Genomic DNA, 16,659 nt, shown 5'->3' with positions numbered 1-16,659 from the left:
TACAAACGGGAGGAGATGCTTGTGAAGAATCAAGATAAGTGTAGTAAGTTTCAAGCACCTATTCCTTTTCCGCCGCCAGGTATTACGGGGCCCACTGGACCAACCGGTCCAACAGGTGCTTTAGGTGGACCAACTGGACCGCAGGGAATACAAGGCGTACAAGGTCCAATCGGTCCAACAGGTCCGACAGGAATACAAGGGGTGCAAGGGGTACAGGGAGAAAATGGTCCAACAGGTCCAACAGGTTTAACTGGACCACAAGGCTCTCAAGGTAGTCAAGGACCTATGGGAGAACAAGGCCCACAGGGAATACAAGGTGTTCAAGGAATTCAAGGCGAAAGAGGTCCGACAGGTCCAACTGGTATTCAGGGGATACAAGGAATTCCTGGTCCAATCGGTCCAACAGGTTCAACAGGAATACAAGGCATACAAGGAATGCAAGGAGAAGTCGGTCCGACAGGTCCAACAGGAATACAAGGTATACAAGGAGTGCAAGGGGACAATGGTCCAACAGGTCCGACTGGAAATACTGGTATACAAGGTGTTCAAGGTAATTTAGGAAGTAGTGGTTTACAAGGTATAACAGGAATACAAGGAATACAGGGTCTAATTGGTCCAACAGGCCCAACAGGTTCTCAAGGAATCCAAGGGGAACAGGGGCCAATGGGGCCACAAGGGGAAACTGGTGTTCAAGGTTTACAAGGTCCCCAGGGAGAAATGGGGCAGGTAGGTCCAACCGGTTCTCAAGGAATCCAAGGAGTGCAAGGTGTAATCGGTCCGACAGGGGCAACTGGTTTATAAGGGGATCCAGGTCCAACTGGAGCAACCGGATCAACTGGGATAACCGGTCCGACTGGTTCTGCAACGGGTCCAACAGGAGCAACAGGTCCAACCGGTCCAACCGGTCCAGCAGGATCACCAGGGGGTCTAACCGGTCCGACTGGAGCAACAGGGGCAACAGGGGCGACAGGAGCAACAGGAGCAACAGGAATCCAAGGAGTGCAAGGAATACAGGGTCCAACAGGAGCAACCGGTTTAACAGGTTTGCAAGGGGTACAGGGGCCGATGGGGGCAACAGGTCCAACGGGTGACCAAGGCATTCAAGGTCCACAAGGGATACAAGGAGTAACCGGCCCGACAGGTCCGCAAGGTCTACAAGGATTACAAGGCTCAATCGGCCCAACCGGTCCGACAGGTCCCCAAGGAGTGCAAGGGGCACAGGGTCCAATCGGTCCAACCGGCCCACAAGGGGTTCAAGGTATACAAGGTGAGCAAGGAGTAAGGGGAGCGACAGGTCCAACTGGTTTACAAGGTCTACAAGGCGTACAAGGTCCGAGTGGCCCAACTGGCCCACAAGGAGTGCAAGGCGTACAAGGTCCGAGTGGCATAACAGGCCCAACCGGTCCTCAAGGAATACAAGGTATCCAGGGACCGCAAGGAAGTATAGGCCCAACCGGTCCTCAAGGAATACAAGGAGTGCAAGGTCCCCAAGGTCCAACAGGTCCGACAGGGGCAACGGGTCCTCAAGGAATTCAGGGAATCCAAGGTCCAATTGGTCCAATTGGTCCAACTGGTCCCCAAGGAATTCAGGGGATACAAGGAGTGCAAGGTCCAATCGGCCCAACCGGTCCAACCGGCCCTCAAGGTCTACAAGGAATAACCGGCCAGGCGGGCCCAACCGGTCCAACAGGAGCAACCGGTCCGACTGGAGAAACGGGTCCCCAAGGTCCTCAAGGAATTCAAGGATCACAAGGAGAAAGGGGTCCAACGGGAGCAACCGGCCCGACTGGAGAAACGGGTCCCCAAGGTCTTCAAGGAATCCAAGGTCCCCAAGGGATAACGGGTCCAACGGGAGCAACCGGCCCGACTGGAGAAACGGGTCCCCAAGGTCTTCAAGGAATCCAAGGTCCCCAAGGGATAACAGGTTCGACGGGAGCAACCGGCCAGACGGGAGTGACTGGTGCCACTGGCCCGACTGGAATACAAGGCATACAAGGAATAACTGGAGCAACAGGAGGAACGGGAGTAACAGGCCCAACCGGCGCCACTGGTCCAACCGGCTTAACTGGAGCAACAGGATCATCTGCTATATCGACAGGTGGTGGCTATTTCTTTTCTACATCAACAAGCACAATTGCAGCAAGTGCCAATATTCCAATTAACTCGGGATCCACTGTATATGGAACTGGTGTATCTTTAACTAGTGCTACAACTGTCACAGTATCGACGCCAGGAATATATTTAGTAAGCTACTATTTCCAAGGGGACGCGACTGGTGGGAATGAAGTAGTATCTGTAAGATTACTATTAAATGGAACACAAGTAACAGGGAGTTTTATACAAAATGTAACGACATCAACTGTAGTATTGGAACCATCTATTTCAAATACGCTTCTTGTAAATGTAGCTAGTGCAAATTCAACGTTTATATTACAAAATGGCCCGCTCGGTGTTGGGCATGTGACTACAATAGCAGGTACGATTACGGCAAGTTTAAATGTAGTGAGAATATTATAAGAAATATAAAAACACAAGGAATGTCTTTTTAGACACACCTTGTGTTTTTGATGTTAAATGAACAATTTTTTATCCTGCATTAACGGGCAGTAAGACACCCACTACAAAATTCAGCTAGAGTAAAGAAGTTAGGTGATAGATCAACGGACCGTAAAAGCCCGATTGGTTTAACTAATAATCAGTGGGGATGCCCCCACTGATTAAAGTTTCGCTTTATCTTTTTGGCTGAAAAATATGTTGAAAGAAGTATTTGTGATGTAAGTTATCTACAATTTTATTTGCTTGATATGTGCGATGTTGTTCGAGTCGAAGTCTTTGCTCCATCATTTTTATTGCGTGATCAGATAAACGTAACATAATACATATCTCCTTTTCTATAAATATAGGTGACTATTTGATATCGATCCCATATTTATAATTAAGGAGGCAAAATGTGTAACATAGGCAAAAAGCACCTTCCTCTCCCATTACGCTTACGAGGTTAGCTGTCGGACTCGGGAAGTGAGAGTTTCCCTACTTAAAAAAGATTCGCCCCAAGTAGCATAGCTACAAAATTGGTTCCCCCGCTCCAAAATTTGGACTCAGCAAAAGGTATTATAAGGTAAAAGATAACATAAATAAAACGATTAGTCAAATTATTTTATTTTTTCTGTTTTTTAAGTTGTGTAAGTACTATTCCATCAGGTAGTTCGGTGTATGTTACTTCAAGGAAGCCGTGTTTTTTATATAATGCGATAGCAGGGGTATTTGCCTTACCTGTTTGTACAATGTATGTCATAGAAGAAGGGAACATGTTAAATATATAAATTAGGAGTTTCGTCGCAATTCCTTTTTGAAAAAAATCGGGCGATACAACTAACCTGTGGATATCAATTAGTTTTTCTTCTTGTACAAAAGAAATAAAGCCGACAAGTTTATTTTCAGAAAAATATCCATAGAATGTTTCAACGCAACTTTGAATATCGTTTACAGTATCATATAAACGGGGTATGGCAGTACTATTTAAGTAGTCCCCTTCAACTTTATAGGCTGGAATTTGAACTTGTAAAATGGATGTTGCTACTTCAAAAGAAGTGGAATTTAACTTAAGAATCATAGATAATGAAGCCTCCTTTGAATATGGTATATTAATATAATTGCTTTATGGGTGAGTTTGACAATATTTTTCTTTTTTGCATATAATATATGTATCTCCATATGTAAAATAGTAGTAAATATATTTCTATAGTGAAATATGATTAGCAATGATAAATACATATGTTTGTATTGAATCATACAAACTATAATAGAAATGGAGGACTAAAAATGGGATGGATTATCACATTAATAGTTGGTGCTATTATAGGTGCAATTGCTAGTTCTATAACGGGTAAAAATTTCCCAGGTGGTATGTTCGGAAATATTATCGCAGGTTTATTAGGTGCTTCGTTAGGTGGTAGATTATTTGGATCCTTTGGGCCATCATTTGGTGGGATTCATGTCGTGCCGGCATTATTAGGTGCAATCGTGTTAATTCTTATTGTATCATTTGTAGTGAAAGCTGCAAGGAAATAGAGATATAGATTATGATGAAGAGCCCTGAATAAGGGCTTTTCATCATTCGAAGAGGTGGTTTCATTGGAGAAAATAAATATAAGAAAAAGAGATAAGTTAAGAAAGTTTTTTAGAGAACAAAATTATTTGGCGGTATTGCTTGGATTTGCGTTATTGTTTATTAATATTTTATTACTAACAAAAATATCATTTGTTTTTACACCGTTTATCGTATTTTTAAAAACAATTTTCTTCCCAGTACTATTGGCAGGCGTGCTATTCTATATTTTGCATCCATTCGTTTCACTTTTAGAAAAGAAAGGTGTTTCAAGAATCGTATCGATAGCCTCAATATACTTAATAGTAATCGGATTATTTGTGTTTTTAGTTGTAACTGTTATCCCTATTATTAAAGATCAAATTGATGCATTAATTGATAACTTACCGTACTTTGGCCATGAGATTGAACAAGCAGCGCGTAGATTCGGGGAAAGTAATTTACTTGGTAAAATTCAGGAGAATTTAAATATTAATGTTGCGAATATGGTAAAAGACTATACAGTTGATTTTACAAAGTCATTATCATCAGTAACTGGGAATGTAACTGGATTCTTGAGTACTGTTACAGAGGTTGTTTTAACATTTGTAATGGTTCCATTTATATTGTTCTATCTTTTAAAAGATGGCGAACAATTGCCGAATCACTTCTTAAAATTCATTTCAGAACAAAGACAACCAGCAGCAATGAGAATACTAGATGATATGCACTATGCGATTAGCTCGTATATTAGAGGGCAAATTATCGTGAGCTTGTTTATCGGTATTATGCTATTAATCGGTTACCTTATTATCGGTATTAAATATGCGGTACTACTTGCGATTTTAGCGATGATTGTAAATATCGTTCCGTACGTAGGACCAATTATTGCTATTACACCAGCGTTAATTATCGCATTTATCGACTCGCCAGCAATGGTGTTAAAAGTAATCATTGTTATGATGGTTGTACAATTAGCAGAAGGTAAATTTATTTCTCCTCAAGTAATGGGGAAAAAGCTAGATATTCACCCAATTACAATCATATTTATCATTTTAACTGCCGGAAACTTATTCGGGATTATGGGCATTATTTTAGCCATTCCAGGATACGCGATATTAAAAGTGTTAGTTACGCACGGTTATAGATTTGTTAAGTTGAATACGTGAAAAAAGAGCTAAAACAGTGGGAACTGTTTTAGCTCTTTTTTATTAACAATTCATTTGCATATTGGCGCGCCCATTGATCCGCTTCTAATATAGCATCTAGTGAAAGGTCTTTTACGTTATGATGAGCTTCAACTGTTTTGTAAATTGTTTTTTCAATATCGAAAAAGACAATTTCATTTTTTAAGAATCGTGCATTCGCAATTTCATTTGCTGCATTTAATACAGCGGGAGTAGTACCACCGATTTTGCCACATTCATATGCGTATTGTAGACAAGGGAACTTCTCTAAATCTGGTTTTTCAAAATGTAAACTACTGATTTCTAATAAATTTAATTTTTTATAGGAAGAAGGTAGCCGAGTAGGATAGTGAAACGCATATTGAATAGGCATTCTCATATCAGGAGCACCGAGCTGTGCCATAACTGATCCATCAATAAATTCTACTAAAGAATGAATGATGCTTTCTTTATGAATCATTACATCAATTTTTTCATACGGAATATCAAATAGCCATCTCGCTTCCATTACTTCGAATCCTTTATTCATTAATGTGGCAGAATCAATCGTTAGTTTTGCGCCCATTAACCAGTTTGGATGTTTTAAAGCGTCCTTAGCTTGTAACGTTTGCATTTCTTCACGTGTTTTATCACGAAAAGCACCACCGGAAGCTGTTACAATTAACTTCTCAATCTCTTTATTATTTTCTCCGTTTAAACATTGGAAAATAGCTGAATGCTCACTATCTACTGGAATTAAGCGACATCCGTTTTGTTTCGCTAGTTCAGTTACGATATGTCCAGCTGCAACTAAAGTTTCTTTATTAGCAATAGCGATATCTTTCTTCGCTTTTAATGCTTCAATTGTTGGGAGTAATCCTGAAACACCGACAACAGAACTTAATACAAGATTTGAATCAGGGTGAGTAGCTACTGCAATTAAGCCATCAGTCCCGTGTGTGATTTTTGTATTTGCTGAAATACGCGTACGAAGCGTGTCTGCTAAGTCTTTTGTCGCAACGCTTACAATACGAGGTTGAAACGTTTTGATTTGTTGCTCAAGAAGATCAATGTTATAATTTGCGGTTAAACCGACGATTTTGAAATGTTCAGGATGAGCTGAAACAACATCTAATGCAGATGTGCCGATGGATCCTGTGGAACCTAAAATGGATATATATTTTAACATGAAAAAACCTCCAAAGTTGTTTTGAATATTTCTGCAAACCTATATAAGATTAGACAATTGAAGTGGAAATTCCTGCTATATAAAATAGAAAATTCGGGTTTGTTTGGAAGTGAAATGTGATAAACTGTAAAAAAATAACGAAAAAGCAATGAAAGAGAAGAGTACATATTCGAAACTTTTCAGAGAGCTGATATGTGGTGAGAATCAGTAAGGGATGAATATGGAATGGGCTCTGGAGCTTCTAACTGAAATGAGTAGGTTAAAGACGGTTACTTCACGTTAAGAAGTTGAAGTGAGCTATAATGATAGCTAATGAAGGTGGTACCGCGGGAGTTTCTCGTCCTTTTTAAGGATGAGAGGCTCTTTTTATTTTGAGAAAGGAGGAGTTAGTGTGAGTGAAAAAATAATGTTAACAGGAATTAAGCCGACAGGTTATCCGCATTTAGGAAATTATATTGGTGCGATTAAACCTGCATTGCAAATGTCAAAGAATAATGAAGGAAAAGCATTGTACTTTATAGCTGATTATCATGCGTTAAATGCTGTGCATGATTCAGAAAAGTTCAGCAGTTATACGAAAGAGGTAGCAGCTACTTGGTTATCGCTTGGACTTGGGGAAGATGTTATTTTTTATAGACAAACAGAAGTGCCGGAGATTCTAGAATTAGCTTGGATATTAGCTTGCTTAACTCCGAAAGGACTTATGAACCGTGCTCATGCGTATAAAGCGAAGGTGGAGCAAAATAAAGAAGCGGGTTTAGAGATAGATGCAGGAGTGAATATGGGATTATATACGTATCCGATCTTAATGGCGGCGGATATATTACTATTTCAAGCTACTCATGTACCAGTTGGGAAAGATCAAATTCAGCATATTGAAATTGCACGTGATATTGCGACGTATTTTAAGCATACATTCGGCACGACATTTACACTTCCGGAGTATGTCATACAAGAAGAAGGAGCAATATTACTAGGACTTGATGGAAGAAAGATGAGTAAAAGTTACGGGAATGTAATCCCATTATTTGCAGAGAAAGAAAAACTACGAAAGTTAATATTTAAAATCAAAACAGATTCTTCACTTCCGAATGAACCGAAAGAACTAGAAACGTTATTTATAATTTATAAAGAATTTGCGACAGAGGCTGAAATACAGTCGATCCGTGAAAAATATGAGACTGGAATCGGATGGGGTGATGTGAAAAAAGAGTTGTTTCGCGTTGTAGATCGTGAGTTAGCTGGACCTCGTGAGAAATACGCTAGGTATATGAATGAGCCAAATTTATTATACGAAGCGTTAGAAAAAGGTGCTGAGCGGGCAAGAGAAATCGCGAAGGTAAATTTAGCTGAAATTAAAAAAAGGATTGGATTTGAGAGGGGGCGCTGAGCGTTCCCTTGTTTATCTATATAATATTCTTCATATTGATATGTAGAGCAAGGAATTCGCACTTCTTTTCAAAACTTATTAGTTGCATATGTTAAAAAGTATGCTAATATAGGGTTACTTATTAAATGTGTTTAATAAGTATGATTTAAGTCACTTATTAAAGAAGTTTAATAAGTGGATCTCATTCAATAAAAAAGGAGATGAATGTATGAAAACGGAGAAAGAAAAGATGGTGGCAGGAGAAATGTATATGCCAGATGATGAAGAGTTAGTAGCTGATAGAACTGAAGCAAAACGTTTAACACGCCTTTATAATGAGGTGATGGAGATAGGAGATGAAAAACGTTTTACGTTATTAAATCAGCTTTTAGGTTCTTCAGCTGACGGGAAAGCCCAAATCAATCCTGATTTTCGTTGTGATTATGGCTACAACATCCATGTTGGAAAGAGCTTTTTCGCAAATTTCAATTGTGTGATTTTGGACGTTTGTGAAGTACGAATCGGTGATAATTGTATGTTTGCACCTGGTGTTCACATTTATACTGCTACGCATCCGCTACATCCGGTAGAGCGGAATTCTGGTAAAGAATATGGAAAGCCTGTAAAGATTGGTAACAACGTTTGGGTTGGCGGGGGAGCTATAATTAACCCTGGTATTTCAATTGGAGACAACGCTGTAATTGCCTCAGGGGCAGTTGTGACAAAAGATGTACCTCATAATGTAGTTGTTGGTGGTAATCCAGCTAAAGTTATTAAAACGATAGACTTATAGAAATCGTTTTTTTTTACGGGTATATGAATAAACTGGTGTCTTATCGTATAGACAATGGGGAAGGTGTTTCATATGGAGAAATATAGTGCGAACAATCATACAAAGACATTACTTGCCTCTCGAAACGCTCTTTTTCTCTTATTTGCTTTGCCAGGTTTCGCGTTTGCTACATGGATTTCAAGAACAGCAGCTACTCGAGATATGTTAGCAGTGTCAAATGCAGAAATGGGCTGGATTTTGTTCGGACTATCTGTTGGTTCAATAATTGGTTTACTGAGTGCAAGCCGCTTCATTGACTGTAAGGGAGCTAGAGACGTTATTATAGGCAGCATGTTTTTTATGATTGTTGGATTGATTTGTTTAGGTATAAATATTTATTTTGTTTCTAGTATGGGGGCTTTTAGTAGCTTACTAGTATTTGGAGTAGGCTACGGATTGGCGGAAGTCGCATTGAATGTAGAAGGTTCTTCCATTGAGCAGAAATTAGGAACAACTCTTCTTCCAAAATTTCATGGCTTTTTTAGTGTAGGAACTTTAGTAGGCGCGCTCAGTGGTTCTGTCGCAGCGTCGCTTCACATCCCGATTCTGTATCAGTTTTTTGTGATTTCGGTCATGTTTCTATTACTTGTATGTATGGTGTATCGTTTTCTTCCGCATGGAACAGGAAAGAAGGAGAAATCGCGGAACAAAAGGAGAGAGAAGCGTACTTCCTTACGTATGGAAAAAAAGGTGCTTTTAATTGGTCTTTTTGTGCTTGGAATGGCATTTGCAGAAGGTAGTGCAAATGATTGGCTACCTATCGTGATGGTAGATGGACATGAGCAAAGTATAGTGGCAGGTTCTATTATGTACGCAATTTTTGTATTAGCAATGACGTTAACTCGTATGTGTAGCAGCTATTTCCTTGATCGATTCGGTCGTGTCGCTGTCGTACGTGCCACTATTATGATGGCGATTCTAGGAATTTCAATCGTAATATTTGGGAGTAATTCGTATTTTCTAGCATTTGGCGTAGTACTGTGGGGGATTGGTGCAGCGCTAGGGTTCCCAATTGGTCTGTCAGCTGCTGGAGATGACCGTGAAAATGCGACTTCTAATGTTGCTGCAGTTTCTATCATTGGTTATACAGCCTTTTTAGTCGGACCACCATTTTTAGGGATACTTGGGGAAGCATTCGGAATACGTAATGCCTTGCTAGCTGTTTTATTATTTGTTCTTTTGTCTGGAATTGTATCGTCTATTACAAGAGAGAATACACCGAGCTAAATAAGGGTTGCATGCAGCGGAAATATATCATCTCTATTGCTTTAGAAAATGATGTATGATATATTGTCAACGCAACTTATTAAAAGTGTTTAATAAGTATGTTGATTAAGGTGGTGAGCGATTTGAGTGAACAATTTGTTACTCAAAAATCAATTAAAGAGACGATCCTTCGCGGCATTCGTACGGCTCTTCTAGAGCAAGGAAGTGCGACGAAAGTTGAACTTAGTAATACATTAGAAATTAGTTTTCCAACGATAAGTAAATTTATAGAAAATATGAAACAAGATGGTGAAGTCACTTTAGTCGGTTTAGATGATTCAAGTGGCGGAAGAAGAGCGAAACGATATGCGTATAATCCAGAATATATGTTAGGATTAGCGATATTTTTAGAAAAAAATGAGACGAATTATACAATTTTTAACTGTTTAGGGGAAGTAAAAGAACAAGGGAGTACTTCAAGTGCATTAATTGATGCGGGACTAAGCGTATTAACAGAACATATAGAAAGTCTTATAGCTATGTTTCCAAAAATAAGTTCTATATCAATTGGTGTCCCTGGTGCGGTCGATAATGGGCGTATTTTCTATATTCCTGGATATGAAAAGTTTCAAAATTTTAATTTGAAAAGTCACTTTGAGGAACTGTTTTCTATACCAGTAGTAATAGAAAACGATATGAATGCTGCAGTGCTCGGGTATCATAAAAACACGAGGAATAATGACAATTCCTCTCTTGTATATTTGTATTCAGGTCAAAATGGCCCAGGTGCGGGGATTATGGTAAATGGAGATGTCGTACGCGGAAGTACATTTTTCTCAGGAGAGATATCTTTCGTTCCGCAGTATGATAATAAAAATTTCTTACAAGCTTTGAGAAGTGGGGATTCGCATAATTCAGAGGAATATAATATAGATGCTATTACTCGTTTAATAGCTACATGTATAGCTATTATTAACCCTCATACGTTTATCTTCTGTGATGATGAAGTGAATCAATTTGTAATAGATCAAATTGTAAAAAGTTGTCCGCAGTACATTCCGGCGGAACATATTCCGAAAATAACAGTGAGTAATTGGAAAGAAGATTATTTATATGGATTAAAAAGTCTTGGACTTGATCTTATGATTACTAGAACGAATAAAGAAAATTAAATGTGCTGGCAATGAAGCATCCAATTGTCAATTGAATAGCATAAAAGAAAAGGTGTCGATTATGAAAATTGAACATGTAGCAATTTGGGTGAATGATTTAGAAGGAATGTGTGATTTCTATAAACAGTACTTCGGTGGTGAAGAAAATAGCTTATATCACAATCCGAAAAAGCAGTTTGAATCTTATTTCATAACTTTTGAAGGTGGTGCGCGTCTAGAACTTATGAGACAAGTAGGGATAGACGATAAAATAAAAACACAAACAGTAGGATATGCGCATATTGCTTTTTCTGTAGGTAATAAAGAAAAGGTGAACGAATTAACTCATACATTAAGAGAAGCAGGGTACCCTGTGTTAAACGGCCCACGAACTACAGGGGATGGTTACTATGAAAGTGTAGTAAGTGATCCTGAAGGGAATCAGATTGAGATAACAATCTAACATTATATTTACTAATAAAAAATAAAATTTTGTTGTTCCCCCAAATGTTTACGAGAAACCTATTATTTCTGCAGAAAGGGGGACATAACATTGAGTGAAATCATTTTTATTTTCTGTATATATCCATTGCTTATTTGTATTTTTTCAATAGCTGTGACATATAAAGTAGGTACATTTTACGCGATGCCAATTGTAACATTTCTTATTTTTCTTATGTTAAGTGTTACAGTGCACGATCCAGCATTTTTCTTTTGGGTTGGCATGTATACTATTCTTTCATTTATTGTTTCTTATATAACTATCCTTTTTATAAAGGGATATAAAGTTGTAGAAAGAGAGCGTTAATATCATTTTGGGGAAATAGGGATTTACGGTGAACGATAACAACCTCATTTCACGTTGTAATGACGGGAAATGAGGTTGTTTTATTTATATTTTTAATTAGAGTGATGAAAATCGCGAAGAATCCCCTCAATGACTGGATGAAGAGTACTAGGTAACTCATCAAACGGAAAGAAACGTAATTCTTTTGACTCAGTTTTATCACATATAAGCTCCCCGTGAAATTCGCGGCAAATATAAACAACGAGTACACCATGTACTTGATCGCCGTTTGGATAGATTTCAAAGAAATCTGGCCCTGAGTATGTACGGAATAGTTCTGGATTTTTAATAATAAGTCCAGTTTCTTCAAATACTTCTCGTTTTAAAGCACCTTCTAACGTTTCGTTATATTCTAAGGCACCCCCAATAATGCCCCATCGGTTAAAATCTGTCCGAAGCTGCAGTAATACTTCATCTTTTTCATTTAATATAATGGCATGTGATCCTATTAAAATAAGTGGATGATTTCCTACTAGATTTCTCATGTCTTCAATGTAGCCCATATTTTTGCTCCTTGTATTTAATAATAGTTAGGGAGTTCTTTTAACATTCTTTCTGTTTTACGCGCTGTAAAAGCTAAGTTATGGTCATCTTTCGTTCTGAAAAATAATGTGCGTAAAAAGGTTTTAATGTTGGCGCATAAAATACAATACTCATTAAGTGAAAGGCGTTTTCTAATTTGAGGAAGCCTTTTTATTTTTTTATGAATAATAGAAATTAACTCGTTTTGAGGAAAATCATGATACAGCATTGCTAGTAATGGAGTAACAATGCGTTCATCTTCATTATTATGAAAAAGGTCAGATGGAATAAAAATTTTATTTAATAAACAATGAATTAATTCTTCGTACCATTCAAAGGTCGTATACGTATTATGAACAATTTCGGTGAAAGCATCAGATACGTGGGCAAGACAATGAGCCCATCCTTTGTTTTCAATATAGCCTCGAAAATCCGTTTCTAAGTTTGTATATGTAATGAGTTTATTTTTTATTTCTTCGATATCCTCCTCTGTACAAAAGTAGTGCGAATTAGCGAATTGGAGTATTAACGCAATTAACGAAACAGTGTAAGAACGTGTGAAAACCCCATCTGTATGTGGGGAGTAAATGTCACAATATAAATACTCATCACTTAAACAAGTTTGCAGAAGTAATTTCAGCTGATCGTCCATAAGGAATTCATGATGAATGAAATGCGCAAAACATTTATATATAAGTTGGTAACGAACGTAGCTATCAGTCGTTCCGATATACTGAAGCATGTTCAAAGTTAACTCATTTACATCTATATGTTGCAGTTGCGTATAGTCATTTTGTTGTATAAGCTCTAACTGTTGTTGCAATGCTGTAATATCCAATGGAGAACCTCCTCCGCACTTTAAAGATGCGATCTTTTCTAGTATTCTATATATTCAAGGACAATCCTGCTCATGCAAGGAGAACGATTAGAAATTCGAGTATGATATAGATGAGGGAAGAATATGACGACGATAGAACAGTTAGAAAAACATTTTAAAATAAGAAGAAGTGCTTCTTCTATTATGATAAAAGAAAATAATGCAGAGATTTTTACAGAAGAGCAATTAGAGGGAATGATGCAGTATTGCGTTACTGAGGCTGAAAAAGAGGGAATAGAAAACTTACATTTTGAAACTTCTTCAAAAAGCCCAAATTATGATGTGTATAAAAAATGTTTCGACACGTATTCATTTGAATATATTACTGAAAACATGATTGTATTTAAAGATATATATGAAGTAGAAGATGTAGAAAGTGAAATTGATTTTAAGCTTATTGAAGAAGTTGGAGAAGAGGCTTTTTATTCACTGTGGAATGAAGCGACGGGAGAACCAGTCGCTCATGATCAATTTGTGCATATGATGCTACAAGAAATTGGTGAGCAATGGAAAGAACATTGTTTAACAGCAAGTGTCGATGAAGAGCCGATAGGAATTGTAATTCCGCATATTGAAAGAGGTACGTTAGAAGAAGGGAAACTTATGTACTTCGCAGTTACTCCAAATATGCGTAATAAGGGATATGAAGCTGCACTATTTGCAGGTGCGATGTTTGTCTTAAAGGAAATAGGTGCATCTTATTATATTGGTGAGACAAATGTACAAAATGAATGGATGAAGGATGTTTTTGAAAAGAATGGATGTCAGTTGCTGAGTTGTACTGAGCGGTATGTGAGGGAGTTTTAGGAGGGTGAATGATGTACTCTCTCGAACTCATTTAGTGGGAGGGGTATATATGTTAAAACAATCCATGCATTCATTCGTTTTACTGTATCCAAATGTGTTGTTAGAAGGATGGGAAATTGAAAAAGTTTCAGAACGTTTTGAAGGTGAAAAGTGGGAAACTGTTTGGTTTCAGATTGATACTCCAACTGGAATGTTTCGAGTAAAGGAGTTTTTTCTCGATATAATGGAGCCAGTATTTCCAGATACCTGTATTTCTCAAGCAAAAGGGGATTGTTTTCAATATAAAAAGCTTGTGTATTGGAAAGGTGTAAATTATAAAGGGAAAGAAAGTTACGTTACATCTACATGGAAAACACAAGTTGAAATTTCTGTTGATCATGGATATGTAAACCAAGGCGAAATGGAAAGGTTTCTACTCGGATTACAACCGGTACATACAGAGTTTGCGAAAACGATATTACATACACCATTTTACTTATTAAGCTTTCAAGCTAAGAGAGGTGAAATGGGTGAGATAGGAAGATGTCGTGAGTGGAATGATCCAGATAACATACGCTATGTAAAGTTATCAATTCATAAAAAGCTGAGTTGGAAACTTGAATCGGTCGGTTTTGGAAATGATGAAACGCAGTATGTATACTGGGACGAAGATAATAAACTATATGCACTTTGGGTTTGTAGACATAAAAACAAAGCGTATTATCCTGTTTCTTCATGGGCAATGAATTATGGTCCACAACAAATTATAAACGGGTTAGAGTTTTATTCTCACCCTGATCGTGGAACAGTTGTATATGAAAATCTAGGTAATGAACAAATCGCATACGTATTTCGAAGGAATCCATGTACAATTTTGAACAAGTAAAAGAACTTTTTGCCTGTTTGTAAGATAAAAAGAAAAATGAGAACGACAAAGTAGATATTCCTATAATACAATGAACACTCCCCCACTTAGCGAAGGTTGAAGTGGGGGTTTCTAACGTTTCGACCTAACGGACGATTAACGTCAGGGGAGTTAACACATTAGCGAGCTGTTTCACGCCTAACCCCTCTATCCCATTTGTCCATGCATTTGGGATTACTTTTCGTAAAATGTTAGCCGCAGCATTTACATCTGCATTAATTAAAGTTTTATTTGCTGAACGATATATGCCGCGCTTTATTCGTTTTCCTGAAAAAGTTGTATTTTGGTCATTTTCTCCATACGTTGGAATGAAGTCGTTATCCAGAAAACTTGCTTTCGATGTATATGATTCTTCAGTTACAACAACTTGAATGCCTACAGCATTTGCTTTGTATGTAATCATTTGAATCAATAAATTATGCGGGATATGACAAAACGATTGGTTATTTCTTTTTCCCATATTCGTTTCTTGTTTCCAATTTTTGTTTTGACCAATAACGATTTTACAAACTTCTTCTTCTTGAGCTAGTTTTACGATGTGGTGACTAACTTTATGGAAGACGTCTTTTATTTTCAAATAACGTTTTTGATGAAGTTTTTCTATCCTTTTAGAAGTAAAAGGTCTTTCATTAGTTTGTTTTCCATTTCTAAGAACGCTTGTAAAATGACTCTTCATTTTGTTGTAATATTGATTTATGCTTTTGACATGTTTGCCCTTAACAAGGACAGGTTTCATACCTGTGTTTGTTACGATGGTTGCAAGGTTATCAATCCCTAAATCAATACTCATATAACGAGCATTCTCTTCAATCATTTGTTGTTCAGAAGGAACATCAATTACCAATTCCACTACATATTCATTGTATTTTGGAATCACACGAACTTGTTTCAGTTTACCTTCAGTGAAACCTAGTTTCCCAATATTTAATTGCAATTTCGTCTTTGGAAACTTTAAAAATCTACCGTTTTTAATGATGCAATCTTGGTTTGTATACAGAATCTCTTTTTCAGAAGAACGAATATACTTTGGAATCCTAGGCATTCCAGCATATTTGTTTGGATTCTTTTTATAGTCTTTTAAACTAGCAAAAAAAGATTTCCAATTTTGGAACAAACCTTTCATGATGGACTGGCTACATTGCGTAGGCAAAGCTCGATAATCATTTTGAATCATAGCCTTAAATAGTGCATCTAGAAAGTTGTAATCTACATAAGGTTTTTCAAAATTAGGTTCTGAAAACAAATTACATTTAATCTCTTTCTGTTCTTCTTTAGGCTTTAATTTCTCTTTTTCCAATTTCTTCTGATAGGCAAGACGTTGTGTGTCATTCATCTTACCAATATTTTCATGAATATTATCCAGAACTTCTTTTTGCAAAGGCTGCAACTCTTTTTCTTGTGTTAATCCAGTGTACACCTGGCGTATATAAAAGTTTGTGGTGTTGTACATATTCTTAGCGTTATGACAACATTCTTGAAAATAAGAATACATACGATGCCCTTTTTTAATCCAGATTTGAAGAGTTTTATAGTTTGATGGATTTTCTTTTGCCATTTTATTCACCTCCTTGTTAAGGATATTATAGCAAAAAACGGAACGTATGTTTCTGTTTTTATTTTTTTGAAAATAAAATATTTCTTTCGATTCACCTCACCACCTTCACTTACGTTTAGAGGTGGGAGTCCTCTCGAAAGGTATGAT

General features: G+C 37.4%; 15 protein-coding genes, 2 pseudogenes, 1 riboswitch and 1 other annotated feature. Of the genes and pseudogenes, 11 read left to right on the top strand and 6 right to left on the bottom strand.

The window, feature by feature from the left end; translation table 11 throughout:
• Positions 1–15: 15 nt before the first annotated feature.
• A pseudogene (locus ACYFX0_RS01275) lies at positions 16–2,517 on the top strand (BC_3345 family exosporium-associated protein).
• A gap of 213 nt (positions 2,518–2,730) precedes the next feature.
• Here the strand turns inward: ACYFX0_RS01275 and ACYFX0_RS01270 are convergent.
• Together ACYFX0_RS01270 and ACYFX0_RS01265 are read right to left on the bottom strand one after the other, a co-directional pair.
• Complete coding sequence (locus tag ACYFX0_RS01270) at positions 2,731–2,874, bottom strand: hypothetical protein (protein ID WP_000945244.1); 144 nt, start codon at positions 2,872–2,874, stop codon at positions 2,731–2,733.
• A gap of 97 nt (positions 2,875–2,971) precedes the next feature.
• A riboswitch (cyclic di-AMP (ydaO/yuaA leader) is annotated at positions 2,972–3,114 on the bottom strand.
• A 43-nt stretch (positions 3,115–3,157) separates the two neighbouring features.
• Entirely contained in the window at positions 3,158–3,613 is a 456-nt protein-coding gene (locus ACYFX0_RS01265; protein ID WP_000601235.1) for a GNAT family N-acetyltransferase, read from the bottom strand.
• 209 nt (positions 3,614–3,822) lie between these two features.
• Between ACYFX0_RS01265 and ACYFX0_RS01260 the strand changes: the two genes are divergently transcribed.
• On the top strand, positions 3,823–4,071 hold the full coding sequence (locus tag ACYFX0_RS01260; protein WP_000539733.1) for a GlsB/YeaQ/YmgE family stress response membrane protein: 249 nt from the start codon (positions 3,823–3,825) through the stop codon (positions 4,069–4,071).
• 63 nt (positions 4,072–4,134) lie between these two features.
• A complete protein-coding gene (locus ACYFX0_RS01255) occupies positions 4,135–5,256 on the top strand; it encodes an AI-2E family transporter (protein ID WP_000411479.1) in 1,122 nt (373 codons plus the stop codon).
• Positions 5,257–5,284: 28 nt separating this feature from the next.
• Here the strand turns inward: ACYFX0_RS01255 and ACYFX0_RS01250 are convergent, their stop codons facing one another.
• The gene (locus ACYFX0_RS01250) at positions 5,285–6,442 is read right to left on the bottom strand and encodes a 1-deoxy-D-xylulose-5-phosphate reductoisomerase (protein ID WP_460269701.1); all 1,158 of its coding nucleotides are present in this window, start codon (positions 6,440–6,442) and stop codon (positions 5,285–5,287) included.
• 139 nt (positions 6,443–6,581) lie between these two features.
• Positions 6,582–6,790 (top strand) — a binding site (T-box leader).
• 43 nt (positions 6,791–6,833) lie between these two features.
• On the opposite strand from ACYFX0_RS01250, the gene ACYFX0_RS01245 reads away from it, so the two are divergent.
• The 6 genes from ACYFX0_RS01245 (at position 6,834) to ACYFX0_RS01220 (ending at position 11,808) form a co-directional block, all read left to right on the top strand.
• Positions 6,834–7,832, top strand: a complete 999-nt coding sequence (locus ACYFX0_RS01245) for a tryptophan--tRNA ligase (protein ID WP_106082302.1) — start codon at positions 6,834–6,836, stop codon at positions 7,830–7,832.
• A 208-nt stretch (positions 7,833–8,040) separates the two neighbouring features.
• The gene (locus ACYFX0_RS01240; protein WP_460269700.1) at positions 8,041–8,604 is read left to right on the top strand and encodes a maltose acetyltransferase domain-containing protein; all 564 of its coding nucleotides are present in this window, start codon (positions 8,041–8,043) and stop codon (positions 8,602–8,604) included.
• A gap of 72 nt (positions 8,605–8,676) precedes the next feature.
• Positions 8,677–9,870, top strand: coding sequence for an MFS transporter (locus ACYFX0_RS01235; protein ID WP_247727461.1), 1,194 nt, complete (start codon positions 8,677–8,679; stop codon positions 9,868–9,870).
• A gap of 122 nt (positions 9,871–9,992) precedes the next feature.
• Positions 9,993–11,021, top strand: coding sequence for an ROK family transcriptional regulator (locus ACYFX0_RS01230; protein ID WP_000003031.1), 1,029 nt, complete (start codon positions 9,993–9,995; stop codon positions 11,019–11,021).
• 61 nt (positions 11,022–11,082) lie between these two features.
• Positions 11,083–11,463: a VOC family protein gene (locus ACYFX0_RS01225; RefSeq protein ID WP_000687550.1), complete on the top strand. Its 381-nt coding sequence runs from the start codon at positions 11,083–11,085 to the stop codon at positions 11,461–11,463.
• A 90-nt stretch (positions 11,464–11,553) separates the two neighbouring features.
• The gene (locus ACYFX0_RS01220; protein WP_001289513.1) at positions 11,554–11,808 is read left to right on the top strand and encodes a YbeF family protein; all 255 of its coding nucleotides are present in this window, start codon (positions 11,554–11,556) and stop codon (positions 11,806–11,808) included.
• Between the two features lie 92 nt (positions 11,809–11,900).
• Here ACYFX0_RS01220 and ACYFX0_RS01215 read toward each other — a convergent pair whose 3' ends face one another.
• On the bottom strand, positions 11,901–12,350 hold the full coding sequence (locus ACYFX0_RS01215; RefSeq protein ID WP_000540465.1) for an NUDIX hydrolase: 450 nt from the start codon (positions 12,348–12,350) through the stop codon (positions 11,901–11,903).
• A gap of 17 nt (positions 12,351–12,367) precedes the next feature.
• Positions 12,368–13,207: a DUF2785 domain-containing protein gene (locus tag ACYFX0_RS01210; RefSeq protein WP_000355454.1), complete on the bottom strand. Its 840-nt coding sequence runs from the start codon at positions 13,205–13,207 to the stop codon at positions 12,368–12,370.
• Positions 13,208–13,330: 123 nt separating this feature from the next.
• Here ACYFX0_RS01210 and ACYFX0_RS01205 point away from each other — a divergent pair, with 123 nt between their 5' ends.
• Positions 13,331–14,053 carry a GNAT family N-acetyltransferase gene (locus tag ACYFX0_RS01205; protein ID WP_106082299.1) on the top strand — a complete coding sequence of 241 codons (723 nt, stop codon included), beginning with the start codon at positions 13,331–13,333 and terminating at the stop codon, positions 14,051–14,053.
• 49 nt (positions 14,054–14,102) lie between these two features.
• A pseudogene (locus ACYFX0_RS01200) lies at positions 14,103–14,941 on the top strand (hypothetical protein).
• 101 nt (positions 14,942–15,042) lie between these two features.
• On the opposite strand, the gene ACYFX0_RS01195 reads toward ACYFX0_RS01200, so the two are convergent.
• Positions 15,043–16,512, bottom strand: coding sequence for an RNA-guided endonuclease InsQ/TnpB family protein (locus tag ACYFX0_RS01195; protein WP_106082298.1), 1,470 nt, complete (start codon positions 16,510–16,512; stop codon positions 15,043–15,045).
• Between the last annotated feature and the right edge of the window lie 147 nt (positions 16,513–16,659).

Source organism: Bacillus sp. NEAU-Y102 (genome assembly GCF_054788175.1).
The sequence above is the reverse complement of the archived record's forward strand: the minus strand, read 5'-3'. Positions and strand labels throughout refer to the sequence as shown.